General features: G+C 73.3%; 16 protein-coding genes and 2 riboswitches. Of the genes, 6 read left to right on the forward strand and 10 right to left on the reverse strand.

The features are described from left to right. Positions 1 to 2: 2 nt before the first annotated feature. The 3 genes from NMK34_RS13315 to NMK34_RS13325 all read right to left on the reverse strand — a co-directional run bounded on the left by NMK34_RS13315 (position 3) and on the right by NMK34_RS13325 (position 3591). The gene (locus NMK34_RS13315) at positions 3 to 2228 is read right to left on the reverse strand and encodes a hypothetical protein (protein ID WP_318333636.1); all 2226 of its coding nucleotides are present in this window, start codon (positions 2226 to 2228) and stop codon (positions 3 to 5) included. 245 nt (positions 2229 to 2473) lie between these two features. Beyond that, entirely contained in the window at positions 2474 to 3439 is a 966-nt protein-coding gene (locus NMK34_RS13320; protein ID WP_318333637.1) for an N-acetylmuramoyl-L-alanine amidase, read from the reverse strand. Further along, positions 3439 to 3591, reverse strand: coding sequence for a hypothetical protein (locus NMK34_RS13325; RefSeq protein ID WP_013285768.1), 153 nt, complete (start codon positions 3589 to 3591; stop codon positions 3439 to 3441). The genes NMK34_RS13320 and NMK34_RS13325 overlap by 1 nt, the downstream gene beginning before the upstream one ends. Before the next feature lie 210 nt (positions 3592 to 3801). On the opposite strand from NMK34_RS13325, the gene NMK34_RS13330 reads away from it, so the two are divergent. After that, a complete protein-coding gene (locus NMK34_RS13330; protein WP_318333638.1) occupies positions 3802 to 5055 on the forward strand; it encodes a glycoside hydrolase domain-containing protein in 1254 nt (417 codons plus the stop codon). Between the two features lie 55 nt (positions 5056 to 5110). Here the strand turns inward: NMK34_RS13330 and NMK34_RS13335 are convergent, their stop codons facing one another. Next, complete coding sequence (locus NMK34_RS13335; RefSeq protein ID WP_318333639.1) at positions 5111 to 6001, reverse strand: SGNH/GDSL hydrolase family protein; 891 nt, start codon at positions 5999 to 6001, stop codon at positions 5111 to 5113. A 399-nt stretch (positions 6002 to 6400) separates the two neighbouring features. Between NMK34_RS13335 and NMK34_RS13340 the strand changes: the two genes are divergently transcribed. Continuing rightward, positions 6401 to 7435, forward strand: coding sequence for a hypothetical protein (locus NMK34_RS13340; protein ID WP_318333640.1), 1035 nt, complete (start codon positions 6401 to 6403; stop codon positions 7433 to 7435). A gap of 78 nt (positions 7436 to 7513) precedes the next feature. On the opposite strand, the gene NMK34_RS13345 is transcribed toward NMK34_RS13340, so the two are convergent. Both NMK34_RS13345 and NMK34_RS13350 read right to left on the reverse strand, forming a co-directional pair. Next, a complete protein-coding gene (locus tag NMK34_RS13345; RefSeq protein WP_318333641.1) occupies positions 7514 to 8542 on the reverse strand; it encodes a ribonucleotide-diphosphate reductase subunit beta in 1029 nt (342 codons plus the stop codon). Then, the gene (locus NMK34_RS13350; protein WP_412098877.1) at positions 8533 to 10929 is read right to left on the reverse strand and encodes a ribonucleoside-diphosphate reductase subunit alpha; all 2397 of its coding nucleotides are present in this window, start codon (positions 10927 to 10929) and stop codon (positions 8533 to 8535) included. Before NMK34_RS13350 ends, NMK34_RS13345 begins: the two co-directional genes overlap by 10 nt. 112 nt (positions 10930 to 11041) lie before the next feature. Continuing rightward, positions 11042 to 11258, reverse strand: a riboswitch (cobalamin riboswitch). Between the two features lie 120 nt (positions 11259 to 11378). On the opposite strand from NMK34_RS13350, the gene NMK34_RS13355 reads away from it, so the two are divergent. After that, positions 11379 to 12194, forward strand: a complete 816-nt coding sequence (locus NMK34_RS13355) for a PrsW family glutamic-type intramembrane protease (RefSeq protein WP_318333642.1) — start codon at positions 11379 to 11381, stop codon at positions 12192 to 12194. A gap of 42 nt (positions 12195 to 12236) precedes the next feature. On the opposite strand, the gene NMK34_RS13360 is transcribed toward NMK34_RS13355, so the two are convergent. The 3 genes from NMK34_RS13360 to NMK34_RS13370 all read right to left on the reverse strand — a co-directional run bounded on the left by NMK34_RS13360 (position 12237) and on the right by NMK34_RS13370 (position 14310). Then, entirely contained in the window at positions 12237 to 12860 is a 624-nt protein-coding gene (locus tag NMK34_RS13360) for a LysE family translocator (RefSeq protein WP_318333643.1), read from the reverse strand. A 3-nt stretch (positions 12861 to 12863) separates the two neighbouring features. Next, complete coding sequence (locus tag NMK34_RS13365; protein WP_030268885.1) at positions 12864 to 13376, reverse strand: acyl-CoA thioesterase; 513 nt, start codon at positions 13374 to 13376, stop codon at positions 12864 to 12866. A gap of 129 nt (positions 13377 to 13505) precedes the next feature. Continuing rightward, positions 13506 to 13713: riboswitch (cobalamin riboswitch) on the reverse strand. Positions 13714 to 13743: 30 nt separating this feature from the next. Then, entirely contained in the window at positions 13744 to 14310 is a 567-nt protein-coding gene (locus NMK34_RS13370) for a DM13 domain-containing protein (RefSeq protein WP_318333644.1), read from the reverse strand. Between the two features lie 101 nt (positions 14311 to 14411). Here NMK34_RS13370 and NMK34_RS13375 point away from each other — a divergent pair, with 101 nt between their 5' ends. Both NMK34_RS13375 and NMK34_RS13380 read left to right on the forward strand, forming a co-directional pair. After that, the gene (locus NMK34_RS13375) at positions 14412 to 15110 is read left to right on the forward strand and encodes a response regulator transcription factor (RefSeq protein ID WP_318333645.1); all 699 of its coding nucleotides are present in this window, start codon (positions 14412 to 14414) and stop codon (positions 15108 to 15110) included. A gap of 8 nt (positions 15111 to 15118) precedes the next feature. Then, complete coding sequence (locus NMK34_RS13380) at positions 15119 to 16135, forward strand: sensor histidine kinase (RefSeq protein WP_162881604.1); 1017 nt, start codon at positions 15119 to 15121, stop codon at positions 16133 to 16135. Positions 16136 to 16144: 9 nt separating this feature from the next. Here NMK34_RS13380 and NMK34_RS13385 read toward each other — a convergent pair whose 3' ends face one another. Further along, a complete protein-coding gene (locus NMK34_RS13385; protein WP_318333647.1) occupies positions 16145 to 17782 on the reverse strand; it encodes an ABC-F family ATP-binding cassette domain-containing protein in 1638 nt (545 codons plus the stop codon). Between the two features lie 295 nt (positions 17783 to 18077). Between NMK34_RS13385 and NMK34_RS13390 the strand changes: the two genes are divergently transcribed. Then, complete coding sequence (locus NMK34_RS13390; RefSeq protein ID WP_318333648.1) at positions 18078 to 18842, forward strand: thioesterase II family protein; 765 nt, start codon at positions 18078 to 18080, stop codon at positions 18840 to 18842. Positions 18843 to 19003: the final 161 nt, after the last annotated feature.

Here is a 19003-nt window from a genome sequence, read left to right on the forward strand (position 1 = left end):
CGTCACGGCTCGGCGGCGCGCAGCCGCCCGGCCAGGTTCCGCACCGTCTCGGCGTACGCCGGGTCGTCCTCCGACGGGAGGTGACCCTTGATCGGTGGCGGGACGCTGTCCCAGGGCGGCGCCACCAGGCTATCCGGATCCCGGAGACGACGGTCCACAGTCGCCTCCGGGCCGGTGACGCGGGCCGGCTCGTCCGCGCGGTGCGGAGAGAAGATCCATCCGCCCAGCGCGTCGGTGTCGCGCCACAGGTTGCGCCACCGCCAGCCGACCCGGCCGCCGATCCCGCGCAGCATCTCGCCGCCGACGTAGGCGGGGAACAGCCGGGCGTAGAGCCGGCGCAGCGGCGAGCTGTAGGTGAGCAGGGCGACCCGCGCGCTGACCTCCGCCGGTAGTTGCAGGACGGTGGCGGCGACGAGCACCGAGCCGTGGCTGTAGCCGGACAGCAGCACCCCGTTGCCGCTGTGCACCAGGTACGTGATGCGCCGGGCCAGCTCCGGCACGGCCCGCTCGGCGTAGCAGGGCGGGGCGAACGGGTGCGCCGCCCGGGGCCAGAACGTGGCCAGGTCGAAGAGCACGCCGACGTGGTGCCGGAACCCGGGACTGCGGTAGGCGAAGATCCCGGCGAGGATGAGGGCCAGCACCGCCGCCGAGATCGCCACCCCGCCCACCTCGATGCCGAACATGACCAGCTCCGCCGGCACGTGCGTGCGGTGCTCCAGCGTGTCGCCCGGATCGGAACGGACCAGCGCCATCGCGGTGGTCGCCGCGCCCAGTCCGGCCATGACGGCGAACAGCACCGCCAGCGGCACCAGCAGGTCGGTGAACCGGGCCCGGACGATCATCGTCCGGACCTGCCGCAGCCGGGGCGCCGCCTCGGCCGGCGGCGACGGGAAGTCCCGCGCGACGATCGCCTCGGCGGCCCGCGTCCGGCCGCGCCGGGACACCAGCGCCACCACGGCCGCGACCACCAGGGTGACCAGCAGCGCCCGGAAGAAGCCGTAGATCGCCCAGGTGTACGCGTGCGCCGGGCCCGGTATGTCGTCCGCCGGGGACACGCCCCGGTCCAGCAGGTCGGCGGTGCGCTGGACCAGCTCGGCGGAGTAGGCCACCGCGAGCCCGCCCGCCGCCGCGGCGACCACGAGCGCCCCGAGCCCGTTCGGCGGCTGGTGGCCGCGGACCCGCAGGCGGTGCCAGATCAGCACCGCGGCCAGGCCGCCGAGCAGTACCGCGTGCGTGACCAGCAGCCAGGTCAGGATCGAGCCGTAGCCGGGCAGCCCGCCGCCGGTACGCCAGCGGGCCGGGGCGAGCAGCAGGTAGCCGGCCACCACGACGGTGAGCCCGATCGCGGTGCCGCGCAGCACCCGGGCGACCCGGTCACGTCGCGGGTCGGTGGGCGCCCGGTCGACGAGCGGCGGCACGCAGACCAGGACCAGGCAGGCGAGCAGCACCGCGCCGGTGACCGCCAGCAGCACCGCCACCGTGGGCGGGACGCCCTGCGCGGCCCGGGCGGCGAGGAGACAGCCGTCGAGGGTGGCGAAGGCCGCCGCGATGTGGATCGAGCGCAACCGGCCCATCAGCGGCTCGGTGTCCCACTGGCCGATCGTGCTCAGCGGGGGCCCGGCCGATGCCCGCTCCGGCGCCCGGAACGCGGTGAACGAGCGTCCCGGCCGCCGGGAGCCCCACCAGACCAGGCTCACCGCGGCCGCCGGGACGAGCGCCAGCACCACGAGCCGCAGCCCGACCGGCCGCCCGCCCATCCAGGACAGCCACTCCCGGTCGGCGACGCAGGCCGGCACGGACAGGCACTGCCAGGCCACCAGATCCAGTGCGACCCCGGCCCCGGCGAGCACGTACAGCGCGGTCAGGCTCAACCCCAGCACCCGGCACAGCGCCCGCACCACCGCGCCGCCGACCGCGTCCCCCGGCCGCATCCACACGGCCACGTTGAGCAGCATGAAGGGCATCAGGAACAGCAGCGACAGGGTACGCAGCGCGGTGCCGGACGGCAGGTCGTTCCACTGGTACGCCTCCAGCGTCACCCCGCCCGCGCCGCGCCCGTCGGCCAGGTCCGGACGAGGACGGTAGAAGCCCGCGCTGCGGTCGCCCGCGACCTGCCGGACCAGCGGCCGGCCCAGCACCTCGGCGGCCCCGCCCGCGGAGACCCCGTGCACCCGCAGCTCCACCACCTCGCCCGGCGGGGCGTGTGCCCGCCCTGGTCCAGCCGTCATCGACCCTCCGCGACGTCCCGGCCGCCCACGCCGCCTGCACGGCCCGCCCTCGGGTGGCGCAGCGTCCTACCCGGCGGGGCCGGAGGCAAACGCCCGGCAGCGGTCCGGGTGCTGGTGGACCGGAGACCGGCCGGTGACGCGCGGCGCCGACGTGGGCCCGCACGGCCGGGCCGCCGGTCGCTGCGGTGACCGGCGGCGGACGCGGCCGGGTGGGCGCCCACCCGGCCGCGTCGGTACGCCCGAACTCAGACCTCGGTCAGCCGGACCGCGTCGGCGATGACCAGGCCGGCGGCGGAGCTCCACCGGCTGACCGCGACGCGGTTGGCGTCCCCGGCCGGCAGCGTGAACGTGCCGAGGGAGCGCCACTGCCCGCCGGTCGCCCGCTGGTCGACCACCACCGTCCGGTTGCCGGTGGTCGTGGCGACGATGTACGGCGTGGCCGCGTTGTAGCCCGCGTTCGCCGGCCACCACGCCTCGACCCGGTAGTTGCCGGTGCGGGGGACGTTGAACCTGTACCAGGCCGCGTCGCTCGCGGCGACCGGGTCCGCGTAGCGGTAGTCGGCGCCGTAGCGCTGCCCGGAGTACGTCGAGGTGCCCCAGTTGGCGCTCGCGGTGAACCGGCCCGCGGTGGCGTTGTCCACGATCGACGTCCAGCCGGTGCCACCACCGGCCATCTTGGCGGCCACGTCGGCGCGCATCGTGTTCAGGTCGATGAAGGACGGGTCGATCTTGCCGGTCGTGCTGGTCTCCCGGTGGCCGCGGGCGTAGCTGGAGTCCCGGCCGAGCCGCTTGAGCACGGCGGCGGTGGCCGCGATGCTCGCGTTGTACTGGGCGGTGGTCATCCGCTGGTCGACGCCGTTGTAGTCGATCTCCCACCCGATCATCAGGGTGTTGCCGTCCCCGGCCGGGATCGGGCCGCTGCCGCCGCTGGTGCCGGCGTGGTTGCACCGGCCGGCGGAGATCACGTGGAACACGCCGTGGTAGTCCACGAGGGCCTGGCAGAGCGGGCCGGGCAGGTCGGACCGGCCGTTGATGCAGATGTTCAGTGCCGGGTGCGGGTTGGTGGCGCTGGACGTGGCGGCGGTGTGGTGCCAGAGCACGCCGATCGGGTCGAACGAGCCGGGGCGCATCCGGTTGAGCCAGTCGCCCTCTACCACGACCTGTACGCCGGCGCCGCGCAGCACGTCCACCAGCCAGGGAATGGTGGCCATCACTGCTCCCCGAGCAGGTCGGCGAGGCACTCGGCCTTCGGCGCGGCGTGCGCCGTACCGGGACGGACGGCCACTGCGAGGGCGGCGGCCACCAGGGCGGGTACGCCGAGCAGACCTCGGCGTCGCAGACGGGGGGATCGTGACGTGGGCATGGCGCTCCTCGGGTGACGGCGCTTCACCGATCGACGGATGTGAGTGCGGGCACGCTATACCGGCACCTGCCGTTCTGTCGATACCCTTCAATGATCGTTTCTGCCGTGAAAACTTTCGCCACCGCCATCTGTCGTCATCCGTCGATGCGTGGTAGAAATCCTGCCCAAGTCTCGCCGTCGAGCGAGGAATCCTTCACGGGAGGGGCGCCGATGAGAGCGATCGCCACGGCCCTGACACTTCTCGCCGTGCTCGCGGCCACGGCTCCGGCCGCGCCTGCCGCCGCGGCCGGGACGCCTGCCGCGGCCGAGGCGCCTGCCGCCGTCGCCGCGGTCGGCCCGCAGCCGGGCACCTTCACCGGCAAGGGCTTCGACACGTGCACCGCGCCGTCGCAGGCCGCGATGGACGCCTGGCTGACCGCGTCGCCGTACCGCGCGGTCGGCGTCTACATCAGCGGCGGCAGCCGCACGTGCGCACAGCCGAACCTGACCGCGACCTGGGTCGCCGACCAGACCCGCAAGGGCTGGCGGCTCATCCCGATCGAACTGGGCTACCAGGCGCCGTGCGGCACCCGTACCCCGAAGATGTCCGCCGACCCGGCCACCGCCCGCGGGCAGGGGAGGACCGCGGCGGACAGCGCGGCCGCCGCCGCGGCGGCGCTCGGCATCGGCACGGGCAGCACGCTCTACAACGACATCGAGCAGTACCCGTCGAACGCGAGCTGCCGGGCCGCCGTGCTCTCCTTCCTCTCCGGCTGGGTCGAGCGGCTGCACACGCGCGGCTACCTCGCCGGCATGTACTCCAGCGGATCGTCCGGCATCACCGACGTCTGCGCCGCCTACGACGACACCCGGTACCTGCGCCTGGACCAGATCTGGATCGCCTGGTGGAACGGCGTCGCGGACACCGACGGGGGCACGTACTGCGCCGACGACCGCTACGCCGACCAGCAGCGCCTGCACCAGTACGCCGGGGACGTCACCGAGACGTGGGGCGGCGTGACCATGAAGATCGACCGCAACTACCTGGACGTACGGGCCGGCGCCCCGCCCGCCACGTGGAGCGTCACCGTCGACAACGCCACGTCGGGCGGGTTCAGCGCGGGCGCGGCGTGGGGCACCTCCGCGTACTCCGGGCAGCGCCACGGCGCCGACTACCGCTTCGCCACCCCGGTGGCGTCCAGCGACGTGGCCTGGTTCCGGGCGAGCCTGCCCGCGACCGGCTCCTACGAGGTGTCGGTGTGGTACCCGGCCGACCCCGGCTACAACGACCGCACCCCGTACCTCGTCGCCACCACGACCGGCAATCGGTCGGTGGCGGTCGACCAGCGCACCGGCGGCGGACGCTGGGTCTCGCTCGGCGTGTTCACGCTCCCCGCCGGGACCGGGGACAAGGTCGGGGTGAGCCGCTGGAGCGCCGGCGCCGGCTACGTGGTCGCCGACGCGGTCCGCATCACCCGGGTGTGAGGCCGCGAACCGTGAGCCGGCTCCGCCTCGGCGAGGGCCGGCTCACGGCGTGCGGTCAGCTCAGGTGCGCCAGCAGGGCGGTGGCCATGCCCTGCTCGCCCCGGGCGTTCGGGTGGAACGGCGCGGCGGAGTTCTGCGGCACCAGTCCCTCCACCCAGCGGGTGCCGCTGCTCTTGCACGCGTCCCGCCCGATCGACGGCGTGTAGACGTCGGCGTAGCTCGCCCCGCCCGCCGCCGCCGTGTCGGCCAGCATCGTGTTCAGCGCCTTCTGGACACCGCGCAGGTACGGCACGTCCTGGTAGGCGATCGGCACCACCGGCCAGCAGCCGTACCCGCTGTCGGGCAGGATCGCCGGGTAGCCGAGCACCACCACGCGCGCGTTCGGCGCGGCCTGGCGGACCGCCCGCAACACTGCTGTCACCTTGGGCGCGGTGGCAGCGATCCGGGCCCGCAACTGGTCGGTGCCGCCCGCGGTGAACCGGTCCTTGCAGGGCGAGCCGAGGGGACTGCTCACGCTCGCCTCGGCGCAGTCGCCGATGATGCCGGAGAAGCCGATGTCGTTGCCGCCGATCTGGACGGTCACCAGCGCGGTGGCCGAGGTGACGGCGCTGACCTGCGGCGGCAGCGGGATGCCCAGCGCCCCGTCGCCGCCGGACAGGATGTCCTCGGTGGTGGCCCCGGAGCAGCTCACGTCGGCGAACGACGACGAGCCGGCGGACGCGGCGACCAGGGACGGGTAGTTGCGGTTGGAACGCAGGCAGTTCAGGTCGATCTGGGTGGGCACGAGCGGGGCGGAGGTGTAGGAGTCGCCGAGCGCGACGTAGCGGCCGGCGGGCGCGGCGGCGACGGCGGGTGCGGTGACCGCGAGCAGCACGCCGGCGGTGGCCGCGGCGACCGCGGCAAGTCTGGTGGCGGTCCGCATCAGCGGCAGGCGGGGACGGATCATGGGGCCCTCCCGGAGGGGTCCTGGTGGTGGTGCTGGGATTCTGTCCGCGCCTGTGACGTGCGTCAATATCGACGAACCTCATTAAAAGGTGGTCCAGGATGTGGTCCGCCGCCGCACCGCCGAGTGTCGGTAGGTGTCGCGTACGTCACACTTTTCGGCGTCGGGGATGTCGGGTACAGGTCGATCGCCGATCGGTCGATTCGTTGCGTCACAACGGTCCCCGGCCCGTCCCGCCTGATAGGCGGCCGGATACCGGATCCGGGCACGCACGCACCGGAGTGACCTCGGCACGGCTGGTGAAGAACGTATCGAATGTCGGCGATCGTGAATTTGCAGGCGTCATTACGCTGCGGGGTGGTTGATCGCCGGAACCACGGACGACAGGTGGAAGAACCTCAGATGAGTGACAATCACCCTCCCTACGGAGGCTATCCGGACCCGAACGCCGGAGCGTGGGGCAACCAGCCCGACCCGAACGCCCCGTACGGTGCGCAGCCGGCCTCCGGCGCGCCCTACGGCTCGCAGCCGGCGTCGGGTGCGCCCTACGGTGCCCAGCCCGCGTCGGGCGCCCCCTACGGCGCCCAGCCGGGGTCGGGTGCCCCGTACGGCGCGCAGCCGGGGTCGGGTGCCCCGTACGGCGCGCAGCCCGCGGCGCCGTTCCCCGGCCAGCCGGGCTACCCCGGGCCGGCGCCGTACGCGCCCACCCCGCCCCCGAGCGGCGGCAAGAGCAAGGGCCTCATCGTCGGCCTCGCTGCCGGCGCGGTCACGCTGACGCTGCTGTGCTGCGGCGGCGGCCTCGCCTACGTCGCCTTCAACGGCGACGAGGAGGACCCGAAGCCGGTGGCGTCGGGCAGCGCCACCCCCGGGCCGGACAACAGCCCGTCCGCGACCCCCAGTGCGGGCGGGCCGGAGTCGACCGGGCCGGACGGGCCCACCAACAACGACTCGATCACCGCGCGGTACGCCAGCGAGATGTCGGCGGTCTGCGACGGCGGAGCGATCCTCAACGCCGCGCCGTACACCGCGCCGGCGGGCTCGAAGGCGTACGTCTTCTCCAACTCCCCGGACCGGCCGTCGTTCTGGTCGCAGAAGACGATCAGCTCGGCCAAGCCGTACTACGCGAAGTCGGCGGACTTCGCCACGGTGTCGGTCATCGGCTGCCTCAAGATGGTCGAGGGCAGCGAGGGCACGCCGAAGAAGTGCCAGTACAAGAACAGCGAGGACAAGGTCGTCACCGTCGACTACATCTCCTCGCGGTACACCCTGACCTTCCACGCCGCCAAGACCGGCGAGAAGGTCGGTGACGGCGGCACGGTGACCGCGCCCGCCGCCCGGTGCCCGAGCTTCATCTCCTACAACAAGGTGACGATGAAGTCGTACGCGTCCCCGGACAGCGGCACCATCGAGGCCGCGCTGGACCGCTTCCTGCGGTAACGGACGCCACGCACGTACGGAGCCGGCCGGCCGGGGCGATCCCCGGCCGGCCGGCTCCGTCATGTCGTGCCGCGCGGATCAGAAGTCGTCGTCGAACGTGACGCTGCCGGTCACCCCGACCTGGTACGCCGACACCCGGCGTTCGAAGAAGTTGGACAGCTCCTGCACGTCCTGCAACTCCATGAACGCGAACGGGTTGCCGCTGCCGTACATCGGGGCGATGCCGAGCACGGCGAGGCGCCGGTCGGCCACGTGCTGGAGGTACTCGCGCATGTCCGCCGGCGACATCCCCGGTACGCCCTGCCCGAGCAGGTCCGCGGCGAAGCTCACCTCGCACTCCACCGCCTCGGCCAGCATCTCCTTCACCTGCTTCTCCATCTCGTCGTCGAACAGGTCCGGCTCCTCGGCGCGGACGGTCTCCACCACGTCGAAGGCGAACGCCATGTGCATCGACTCGTCTCGGAACACCCAGTTGGTGCCGGAGGCCAGCCCGTTGAGCAGGCCCCGGGACCGCAGGAAGTAGACGTAGGCGAACGCGCCGTAGAAGAACAGGCCCTCGATGCACGCGGCGAAGCAGATCAGGTTGAGCAGGAACGCCCGGCGGTCCGCGCGGGTCCGCAGCTCGCGCAGCTCGAAGATCGAGTCGATCCACCGGAAGCAGAACTCGGCCTTGCGGGCGATCGACGGGATGTTCTCCACCGCGGCGAACGCGGCGAACCGCTCCTTCTCGTCCGGCACGTACGTGTCGAGCAGGTTCAGGTAGAACTGGACGTGCACCGCCTCCTCGAACAACTGCCGGGACAGGTACAGCCGGCCCTCGGGCGAGTTGACGTGCTGGTAGAGGTTGAGCACCAGGTTGTTGGCGACGATGGTGTCGCCGGTCGCGAAGAACGCCACCAGCCGCGACACCAGGTGCCGTTCGGCCGGGGACAGCGTCGCCAGGTCGGCGAGGTCCGAGTGCAGGTCCACCTCCTCGACCGTCCAGGTGTTCTTGATCGCGTCCTTGAACCGGTCGAAGAAGCGCGGGTAGCGCATCGGCCGCAGGGTCAGGTCCATGCCGGGGTCGAGCAGCATGTGCCGGGTCGGTGCGGTGGTGGTCACTGGCATGCCTCGCAGCTCTCGGGGTTCTCCAGGGAACAGGCCAGCGCCTCGTCGTCGCTCACGGCGGAGACCACGCCGGAGACCGGGGCGAGCACCGGGGCGACGGTGGCCTGCTGGATGCGGGTGGCGGGACGGGAACGCAGGTAGTACGTGGTCTTCAGCCCGGCCTTCCAGGCGTACAGGTACATCGAGGACAGCTTGCCGATGGTCGGCGCGCTCAGGAACAGGTTCAGCGACTGGGACTGGTCGACGAACGGCGCCCGCGCGGCGGCCAGGTCGATCAGCGCCCGCTGCGGCAGCTCCCAGGCGGTGCGGAACAGCTCCCGCACCGGCGCGGGCAGCTCGGCGATGTCCTGCACCGAGCCCTCGGCCCGCTTGATCCGGTCGCGGACCTGCGGCGTCCACAGCCCGCGCGCCTTCAGCTCCCGCACCAGGTACGTGTTGACCTGGAGGAACTCCCCGGACATGGTCTCGCGCTTGAACAGGTTGGACACCTGCGGCTCGACGCACTCGTAGCAACCGGCGATGGAGGCGATGGTGGCGGTCGGCGCGATCGCCACCAGCAGCGAGTTGCGCAGCCCGTGGGCGGCGATCCGCTCGCGCAGCGCCGCCCACCGTCCGGCCTGCGCCGGCTCCGCGCCCCACAGGTCCGGGTGCAGGTCACCCTTCGCGGCCCGGGTCTGCGGGTACGCCGGATGCGGCCCGAACCGCTCGGCCAGCCCGGCGGACGTCTCCAGCGCGGTCAGCAGGATCTCCTCCTGCACGCGGGTGGACAACTCCTTGGCCTGCGCCGAGTCGAACGGCAGGCGCAGCGTGAAGAACGCGTCCTGCAACCCCATCAGCCCCAGCCCGACCGGCCGCCAGCGCGGGTTCGACGCCGCCGCCTGCGCGGCCGGGTAGTAGTTGATGTCGATCACCCGGTCGAGGAACACCACGGCCGTGCGTACCGTGGCGCGCAGCCGCTCCCAGTCCACGCCGTCGGCGGTGACGTGGGCGCCGAGGTTCACCGAGCCGAGGTTGCACACCGCCGTCTCGGTGTCGTCGTTGACCTCCAGGATCTCGGTGCACAGGTTGGACAGGTGGATCACGTTGCCCGGCTCGCCGGTCTGGTTGGACAGGCGGTTCGCGGCGTCCTTGAACGTCATCCAGCCGTTGCCGGTCTGCGCGAGCGTGCGCATCATCCGCCCGTACAGATCCCGGGCCCGGACCGTGCGGATCGCGTTCTTCTCCGCCGCCCGGTACGCGGCGTCGAACGCCTCGCCGTACAGGTCGGGCAGCTCCGGGGCGTCCGACGGGTCGACGAGCGACCACTCGCCGTCGGCCTCGACCCGGCGCATGAACTCGTCCGGGATCCAGTTGGCCAGGTTGAGGTTGTGCGTACGCCGGGACTCCTCGCCGGTGTTGTCCCGCAGCTCCAGGAACTCCTCCACGTCCGGGTGCCACGGCTCCAGGTAGACGCAGGCCGCGCCCTTGCGCCGGCCGCCCTGGTTGACCGCGGCCACCCCGGCGTCGAGCGTCTTGAGGAACGGCACGATGCCGTTGGAGCGGCCGTTCGTGCCCCGGATCAGCGCGCCCCGGCCGCGCACCCGCGACCAGGAGATGCCGATGCCGCCGGAGAACTTCGACAGCTTCGCCACCTGGTGGTACCGCTCGTAGATCGAGTCCAGCTCGTCGCGCGGCGAGTCGACCAGGAAGCACGACGACATCTGGGTGTGCCGGGTGCCGGAGTTGAACAGCGTGGGGGAGCTGGGCAGGTACGCCAGGCTGGACATCAGCCGGTAGAAGCCGACCGCCTCGCCGGGGGTGCGGGACAGCCCGCAGGCCACCCGCAGCAGCCAGTACTGCGGCGTCTCCACCACCAGCCGCGACTGCGGGTGCCGCAGCAGGTAGCGGTCGGCGACCGTACGCAGTCCGAAGTACTCGAACCGCCGGTCGCCGTCCGGGTCCACGGCGTCGTCGAGCTTGCGGGCGTGCCGGGCCACGAACGCGGCCGTCTCGTCGCCGATCAGTCCCAGCCCGTGCGCGTACGCGATCGACTGGCTGAAGCTCGCCACGCCCTGACCGCGGACCTCCTTGTCCACGTACGCGGCCAGCAGCCGCGCCGCGAGCTTCGAGTACTGCGGCTCCTCGCCGATCAGCTCCGCCGCGGTCTGGATCGACAACCGGTCCAGCTCGGCGGTGGTCGCCCCGTCGTAGAGCCCGCTGATCGTCTTCGTGGCCACCCGCAGCGGGTCCACCTCGTCCAGGTCGGCGACCCAGCGCTCGACCGCCCGGACGATCTTGCCGACGTCCACCGGCTCGGTGTCGCCGTCCCGCTTGCGTACCCGCATCGCGAGCCGGCGGGGTTCGGACCCCCCGCCGGTGGACGGGGGACTCTCCTGCACGACAGTCATGACCTCTCCTCGCTGTCACCGTCTGGAGACGGCGGGAGACGCCAACGGGCACGGCGCGGCCGGCCCGGCTGCTGGCGTCGGTCGTCCCGCGCGACCTCCGGCCGCCGTACGCGGAGGCGTACGGCGCGCTGGCAGGTCTTCGGACTCGCGGGCCCGACCGGGGTCGCCGGTCGCCTACCGGCCGTCGCTTCCCAGGCCGGTGGCCCAGTGCTGTTGACGGCTGTCGTTCCCACTCACCGCTGCGGGGCAGTCCCGGATTCCCACCGGGTTCCCTCTTGCCTCGGCCCCGCCCCGGAGGGCTCGGCCGAACCAGCTGCGGCACCACCATATATGGCGGTGAGGGCTTCCACGCAACACCAGATGTCGTGTCGGCGTGTTGGAATGATCTCACCGTCCACAGTGCCTACCCCCGATTCCGGCGCGACCCGGCGGACGCGATACTCGGCGGTATGGGGAATACCGGACGCCGCTGGGCGTGGGTGGCGGTCCTGCTCGTCGGCGTCGGGCTTCACCTGCTGGTGCTGGAGACACTCGCCGGCACCGGGACCGTCACGTTCGTCCCGGCGCTGATCGTGCTCGGCGCGTGCGTCGCGCCCGCCACGTTCCTGGCCTTCGCCCAGGGACGGCCGGCCCGCCGCCCGGTCCCCGGCTCCGTCGTCGGCGTCGCCGCGCTCCTCGGCGGCGTGGTCGGTGTGGTCGCCGCCGGCTGGCTGGAGTACGGCACGCTGCACCGCCTCGGCGTCCTGCCGATGACGCTCGTCGGCCTGGCCGAGGAGACCGCCAAGCTGATCGTGCCGGCCGGCATCCTGCTGCTGTGGCGGCGGCACCCCTCCCCGGCGCAGGGCCTGGTGATCGGCGTGGCCTCCGGCGCCGGGTTCGCCGCGCTGGAGACCATGGGGTACGCGTTCGCCGCCTTCGTCGGGTCGGAGGGCAACCTCGGCGCGGTCGAGCGGACGCTGCTGGTACGCGGTCTCACCGCGCCCGCCGCGCACCTGGCCTGGACCGGGCTGACCGCCGCCGCGTTGTTCGCGTTCGCCGCCGCGCCCGGTGGCCGGAAGCTGGCGGCGTTCCTGCTCACCTTCGCCGCCGCCGTCACGCTGCACACCTGCTGGGACACGTTCGGCACCCAGCCCGCGTACGTGTTCATCGGCGCCGTGTCGCTGGGCTGGGTGCTGTTGCGCCTGCACCTGGACCGCGAGCGGCCGGCCCCGTCCGGGGCGCCGGTGGTGCCGGCATCCCGGGAGACGGCAGCGCACGCCGGCTGAGCCGGGCGGCCGGCCGTCCGGCGCCGCGCCGTCCGGTGCGTCTCAGCCGGCGGCCAGCCGGACGCCGAGCGCGACGAAGGCGACAGCGCAGAGCCGGTCGACGCGCCGCGACCAGCGGCTGTCGCCCCACCGCCTGGCGAACCGCCCGGCGCCCACGCCGAGCGCCAGGTCCACGGCGAGCTGCACCGCGACGAACAGCACCCCGAGCAGCACCAGCTGCGCCGCCACCGGGCCCGCCTCGGGCCGGACGAACTGCGGCAGGAACGCCACGCTGAACAGGATCATCTTCGGGTTGAGCAGGTTCGTCAGCAGGCCGCGCCGGAAGGCCCGCCCGGCGCCGCCGTCCGGCCGGTCCGCCGGTGCGCCGGGCCGGCCGGTGCCGCGCAGCGCCCGCAGGCCCAGCACGATGAGGTACGCCGCACCGGCCCACCGGATCGCGGTGAACAGCACCGGGGACGCGGCGATCAGCGTGGCGAGCCCGGCCACCACGGCGGCGACGTGCACCGCCTCCCCGGCGGCGACCCCGAGCGCGGCCACCGCGCCCGCCCGTGCGCCGTACCGGGTGGCGTTCGCGAGCACGAACATCATGTCCGGCCCCGGGGTGAGCATGAGCACCACGATCGCGGCCAGGTAACCCGCGAGCGTGGCCGCCGACAGTCCGAGCACCGCTCAGCCCTCCCCGGCGCCGTCGAGCAGCGCCCGGCGCAGCGCCAGCCGGTGCTCGCGCCGGATCTGCGCCTCCCGGTAGCGCCGCCGGTCGCCGTCGGTCTCGGCGTGCAGCGGCGGCACCGGCCGGGGCTGCCCGTCGTCGTCGACCGCCACCATCACCAGGTGCGCGGTCGCCACGTCCACCGGCGGCACGGCGCGGTCCCACCGGTCCGCGCTGACCTTCACCGCCACCTCCATCGAGCTGCGGCCGGCCCAGGTGATCCGGGCGTCCACGTGGACCACGTCCCCGACGCGTACCGCGCGCAGGAACGCGGTCTCGTCGATGGCGGCGGTGACGGCCGGGCCGTCGGAGTGGCGGGCGGCGACCACACCGGCGACCGAGTCGATCAGGTTGAGGATGCGTCCGCCGTGGACCGTGCCCATCAGGTTGGTGTGGTGCTGGTCCATGATCTGCGACAGGGTCAGGTGCGAGGCCGACGGTGGTCGGCCGGTGAGCGTGATGGTGTCGGGCACTGTGCGGTTCCGTCCTCGCAGAAGCGGACCGCCGACCGGCCGGGGTGTGCACGTCGAGGACACGCCGACGGCCTGCGTACGACGTGTCACCCGCCCGACCCACCCGCGAGGTCGACGGCGGCGCGCACCGGTGGTACGCGCGACGCGGGCAGGTCTTCGGACTCGCGGGCGTGACACGAGGTCGCCTACCGGCCGTCGCTTCCCAGGCCGTGGCCCAGTGCTGTTGACGGCTGTCGTTCCCACTCACCGCTGCGGGGCAGTCCCGGATTCCCACCGGGTTCCCTCTTACGACACCCGGCCGTCGCCGACCAGGTGAACCAGCGCTTCCCGCAGCGTAGCCCAGCGTCCGAGGGCGGCGGCACAGGCGTCAGGCCGGCGCCGATCCCGTCACAGCGGCCAGCGGCGCCGCGCCGAACGACACCGCGAACCGCTTGCACCAGATCGACACGCTGCGCAGACCGTCCAGGTCCACCGACGCCGGGATGTCGTACGCCTGGTCGCCGATGTTGCCCTTGAGCCGGCCCAGCTCGACCCAGCGTCCGTCGTCGAACACCTGCCAGCCGGCCCGGCCGGTCAGCACCTTCCGGTCGGTGAGCCACACCCGCAGATCGGGCCCGTCGGAGGTGTCCAGTCCGCGCAGGAGCAGCTGACGGCGGCCGTCGGCGAGGCGGACGAGCTGCGCCCGGCCGGACGTGTCGTGCTCGTGGGTGACGAAGTCCCCGGCGGCGAGCACCACGTCGGCGGGCGCCGCGCCGGTCGGCGACGAGCCGGTCGTGCCGGCCGGCGCCGGTGAGGGCTCCGCCACAGTGGGCAGCGTCTCGCGTACCTCGCGGTCGGTCACCAGCCGCCACGGCTGGAACAGGTACAGGCTCACCCCGAGACCGGTGACGGTCACCACGGCGAGCACCGACAACACCACACGTCTTCTGCCCATGCCCCGACGGTAGGCGCGGACCCGGCGGAAAGATCTTTCCGTCCGCTTACGGCTCGACCGCGGGCCGCCGCGCCGGGACGCCGATGGGTAGCGTCTGCCGCATGGGGCGCTACGTGCTCGTCGTCGACGACGACCGGACGGTGAGCGACGTCGTCCGGCGCTATCTGGAGCAGGACGGCTGCCGGGTCCGGCTGTCCTTCGACGGGCCGGCCGCGCTCGCCGCGGCCGAGGAGGAGCCGCCCGACCTGGTGGTCCTCGACCTGATGATGCCGGGCCTCGACGGCATAGAGGTGTGCCGGCGGCTGCGGCGCCGGCTGCCCGGCCTGCCCGTCGTCATGCTCACCGCGCTCGGGGACGAGGCCGACCGGGTCGCCGGGCTGGAGGTCGGCGCGGACGACTACGTGACCAAGCCGTTCTCGCCGCGCGAACTGGTGCTGCGCATCAGGTCGGTGCTCCGGCGCGCGGCCCCGCAGGACCGGGGACCGGCAGGGGTGCTGCGCGACGGCGACCTCACCGCGGACACCGGCCGGCGCGTCGCCGAGCGCGGCGGGCAGCAGCTGTCGCTGACCGTACGGGAGTTCGACCTGCTCGCGTTCCTGCTGGCGAACCCGGGACGCGCCTGGTCGCGGGCCGAGCTGCTGGACCGCGTGTGGGGCTGGCGGTTCGGCGACCAGTCCACTGTCACCGTCCACGTCCGGCGGCTGCGGGAGAAGATCGAGGACCACCCGGCGCAGCCGCGCCGCATCGTCACCGTGTGGGGCGTCGGTTACCGGTACGAACCGTCGGAGGCGTCCCGGTGAAGGAACTGATGGTCATCGGGCTCTACGCCCTGCTCGCCGGCGCTGCCGTCGGCGCGCTCGGCGTCGGCGCGCTGCGGCTGGTGCGCCACCGGTCGATCCTCGCGCACATCGCGGTGCTGCTCGCGGTCACCATCGCCTCGGTGACGGCCGGCGTCACCGCCGTCGCCCAGGCCATGTTCCTGTCCGCGCACGACCTCCAGGTGGTCCTCGTCACGGTCGCGGCGTCCGCGGCGCTCAGCCTGGCCGTCGGGGTGGCGTTCGCCCGCCGCCTCGCCCAGGCGGCGGTCTGGGCCGACCAGGCCCGGCAGCGGGAACGGCAGCTGGAGGCCGGCCGCCGCGAGCTTGTCGCATGGGTCTCCCACGATCTGCGTACGCCGCTGGCCGGGCTGCGGGCGATGGCGGAGGCGCTGGAGGACCGGGTGGTCGACGAGCCGGCGGCGGTGGCCGAGTACCACCGCCGGATCCGGGTCGAGACGGACCGGATGACGCGCCTGGTCGACGACCTGTTCGAGCTGTCCCGGATCACCGCCGGAGCGCTGCGGCCCGCGCTGTCCCCGGTGCCGCTCGGCGACGTGGTCTCCGACGCGATCGCCGCCACCGCGCCGCTGGCCGCCGACCGGCGGGTCCGGGTGCTCGCCCCGGAGACCGGCTGGCCGACCGTCCGGGCCGCCGAGGCCGAACTCGCCCGCGTCGTGACGAACCTGCTTGTCAACTCGGTGCGGTACACGCCACCGGACGGCACGGTCCGCATCGACGCCGGGCGGGACGACGCCGACGCGTGGCTCGCCGTCTCCGACACCTGCGGCGGCATCCCCGAGGCGGACCTGCCCCGGGTGTTCGACGTGGCGTTCCGGGGCACCCGGGCCCGTACCCCCGCACCGGCCGGCGCCGACGAGGCGGCGCCGGCCGGCGGCGGGCTGGGCCTGGCGATCGTGCGCGGACTGGTCGAGGCGCACGGCGGGCGGGTGCACGCGCACAACGTGACCGGCGGGTGCCGGTTCGTGGTCCGCCTGCCGGCGGTCTGACCGGGCCGGTCAGGCGGCGCCCGGGGGACCGGTCTCCACCAGGCGTCCGTCCGCCAGGCGCAGCCAGCGGCCCACGTCGATCGCGGCGAGGAACCGCTCGTCGTGGCTGACCACCAGCAACGCACCCCGGTAGGCGTGCAGCGCGCTCTCCAACTGGCCGACGCTGACCAGGTCGAGGTTGTTCGTCGGCTCGTCGAGCAGCAGGAGATGCGGGGCCGGTTCGGCGCCCAGCACGCACGCGAGCGTGGCACGCAGCCGCTCTCCGCCGGAGAGCACCCCGACCGGAAGATGCGCGCGCGGGCCGCGGAACAGGAAGCGGGCGAGCAGGTTCATCCGCTGCGCGTCCGGGGCCTGCGGCGCGAACGCGGCCAGGTTCTCCGCCACGGTACGGTCCAGATCCAGCAGGTCCAGCCGCTGCGACAGGTACGCGATCCGGCCGTCCGCGCGGGTGATCCGGCCGCTCTCCGGCTCCAGGTCGCCGTCGATCAGCCGCAGCAGCGTCGACTTGCCCGCGCCGTTGTCGCCGAGCAGGGCGATCCGCTCCGGACCACGGATCGTCAGGTCGACACCGTCGGCGGCGAACAGCGACCGCTCGCCGTGCCGGACCCGGACCCGTTCGGCGGTCAGCAGCGTACGTCCGGCCGGGACGGTGGTGGCGGGCAGCTCCACCGTGATCGTCTTCTCGTTGCGCAGCGCCCGCTCGGCCTCGTCGAGGCGCGCCCGGGCGTCGTCGACCCGCCCGGAGTGCATCTCGTTCGCCTTGCCCGCCGCCACCTGCGCGTCCCGCTTCAAGCCGCCGGCGACGATCCTCGCCAGACCCGCGTTCTTCAGGTTGCGGGAGGCGTTGCCGGCTCGCCGGGCCGCCCGTTCGCGGGCCTCCTGCAACTCCCGCTTCTCCCGCTTGAGATCCTGTTCGGCGCTGCGGACGTTCTTCTCCGCCACGTCCTGCGCGGCCCGCACAGCCGCCTCGTAGGAGGTGAAGTCGCCGCCGTGGAAGCGCATCTCACCGCGATCGAGTTCGGCGATGCGGTCCATCCGGTCCAGCAGCGCCCGGTCGTGACTGACCAGCAGAAGACAGCCGTGCCACTGTTCCAGCACGTCGTAGAGCCGGTGCCGGGCGCCCAGGTCGAGGTTGTTCGTGGGTTCGTCCAGCAGCAGCACGTCGGGCTGCTTGAGCAGTTGCGCCGCCAGGCCGAGGGAGACCACCTGCCCGCCGCTGAGCGTGCCCAGGCGTCTGCCGAAGGCGAGGTCGCCGAGGCCGAGCCGGTCGAGTTGCGCGCGGGTGCGCTCCTCGATGTCCCAGTCGGCGCCGATCGTGGTGAAGTGCCTCTCGTCGGCGTCGCCGGCCTCGATGGCGTGCAGCGCCGCGATCAGCGGGGCGATCTCCAGGACCTCGGCCACGGTGACGTCGGCGGCCAGCGGCAGGCTCTGCGGGAGGTAGCCCAGCACCCCGTCGACGGTCACCGACCCGGCGGCCGGGCGGTACTCACCGGCGATCAGCTTGAGCAGCGTGCTCTTGCCGGCGCCGTTCGGCGCGACCAGACCGGTCCGGCCGCCGCCGAGGGTGAAGGACAGGTTCTGGAAGACCGGGGTGTCATCCGGCCAGGAGAAGGTCAGGTTCGAGCAGACGACGAAGGAATCGGACATCAGGAAGACGACCTCGACGATGAGGGCGGGCGGACCTCAGCCGCCCGGCGGGGACACGGTCTCGGGGATACGACGACACGACCACGGCGTTCGCCTGCGGTCGGTCACATGTCCGGTCTCACCCGGAGATGTCGTCGTCACCCGCCATGTCTGCTCTCCCTGTGCGATCTTCGCGCTCGGACGGCCTCGCCCGGCGCGCCCGGTCCACCGTAGCACCGGCCGGTGCCCGGCGCGGGCGTGCCGGACCGGCGTCCGCGCGGAGGTCCGGCGCGCCGCGCGCCCTATGCTCCTGGCCATGTCCCAGGTGACTGCGAGCCGCTGGTTCGGACCGGCCGGATCCTCGACCGGCGACGCCCAGGTGTTCGTCTTCCCGTACGCCGGCGGCGTCGCCGCCTCCTTCGCGCCGTGGCGGGATCTGGCCGCGCCGGAACTGTCGGTGCAGGTCGCGCTGATGCCGGGCCGGGGTGCCCGGCTGCACGAGCCGCCGGTGGACGACCTCGCGGAGCTGGTGGACGCGCTGGCCACAGCCGTCGCCGAGCGGGCGTCCGGGCCGTTCCTGCTGTTCGGCCACAGCCTGGGGGCGCTCGTGGCGTTCGAGGTGACCCGGGAGCTGCGCCGCCGGGGCGCGCCCTCGCCCCTGGCGTTGCTGGTCGGCGGCGCCGAGGCGCCGGGAACCCGGCTGGTACGGCGGCGTGTCCACGACCTCGACGACGCCGGTCTGATCGACGCGCTGCGCGACTTCGGCGCCACGCCGGCCGCGCTGCTGGCCGACCGTGACCTGATGGAGCTGATCCTGCCCGGGGTACGGGCCGACTTCGCGCTGTCCGAGCGGTACGCCTACCGCCAGGGGCCGCCGCTGGAGGTGCCGGTGCACGTGCTGCTCGGCGACCGGGACGAGCACGTGGACCCGGACCGGGCCGCGGGGTGGTCGCGGGAATGCGTCACCGAGCCGCAGTGGCACGTGTTTCCCGGCGGGCATTTCTTCCTTACCGACCATCTGCCGGAAATCATCGACCTAATACGACACATCGTCGCCAGTCACACCCCTGTGGCGGAATAGGCGACAAAGAACGGGTAAGGACTCGTACCCGTACCGGACCTTCCACAATGTCCGGTATTCGACCTGGTGAACGGCCGAGAAGCGGTGTTAAAGTCTGCCATCCGTTCGCCGAAGGGACGTCGCTGACGAGGCGGCATACTGTCGCGTGCGCCGAGGTGCCC

The organism is Micromonospora sp. BRA006-A, assembly GCF_033433935.1.
In the GTDB taxonomy this organism is placed as follows: Bacteria; Actinomycetota; Actinomycetes; order Mycobacteriales; family Micromonosporaceae; genus Micromonospora; species Micromonospora aurantiaca.

Bases quoted from the DNA above. Each gene is read 5' to 3' on its own strand.
- NMK34_RS13370 (WP_318333644.1), bottom strand. From the start codon at position 14,310: ATGGGCAGAAGACGTGTGGTGTTGTCGGTGCTCGCCGTGGTGACCGTC.
- NMK34_RS13385 (WP_318333647.1), bottom strand. From the start codon at position 17,782: ATGTCCGATTCCTTCGTCGTCTGCTCGAACCTGACCTTCTCCTGGCCG.
- NMK34_RS13330 (WP_318333638.1), top strand. From the start codon at position 3,802: ATGAGAGCGATCGCCACGGCCCTGACACTTCTCGCCGTGCTCGCGGCC.
- NMK34_RS13390 (WP_318333648.1), top strand. From the start codon at position 18,078: ATGTCCCAGGTGACTGCGAGCCGCTGGTTCGGACCGGCCGGATCCTCG.
- NMK34_RS13380 (WP_162881604.1), top strand. From the start codon at position 15,119: ATGGTCATCGGGCTCTACGCCCTGCTCGCCGGCGCTGCCGTCGGCGCG.
- NMK34_RS13345 (WP_318333641.1), bottom strand. From the start codon at position 8,542: ATGCCAGTGACCACCACCGCACCGACCCGGCACATGCTGCTCGACCCC.
- NMK34_RS13320 (WP_318333637.1), bottom strand. From the start codon at position 3,439: ATGGCCACCATTCCCTGGCTGGTGGACGTGCTGCGCGGCGCCGGCGTA.
- NMK34_RS13315 (WP_318333636.1), bottom strand. From the start codon at position 2,228: ATGACGGCTGGACCAGGGCGGGCACACGCCCCGCCGGGCGAGGTGGTG.
- NMK34_RS13325 (WP_013285768.1), bottom strand. From the start codon at position 3,591: ATGCCCACGTCACGATCCCCCCGTCTGCGACGCCGAGGTCTGCTCGGC.
- NMK34_RS13350 (WP_412098877.1), bottom strand. From the start codon at position 10,929: ATGACTGTCGTGCAGGAGAGTCCCCCGTCCACCGGCGGGGGGTCCGAA.
- NMK34_RS13355 (WP_318333642.1), top strand. From the start codon at position 11,379: ATGGGGAATACCGGACGCCGCTGGGCGTGGGTGGCGGTCCTGCTCGTC.
- NMK34_RS13335 (WP_318333639.1), bottom strand. From the start codon at position 6,001: ATGATCCGTCCCCGCCTGCCGCTGATGCGGACCGCCACCAGACTTGCC.
- NMK34_RS13375 (WP_318333645.1), top strand. From the start codon at position 14,412: ATGGGGCGCTACGTGCTCGTCGTCGACGACGACCGGACGGTGAGCGAC.
- NMK34_RS13340 (WP_318333640.1), top strand. From the start codon at position 6,401: ATGAGTGACAATCACCCTCCCTACGGAGGCTATCCGGACCCGAACGCC.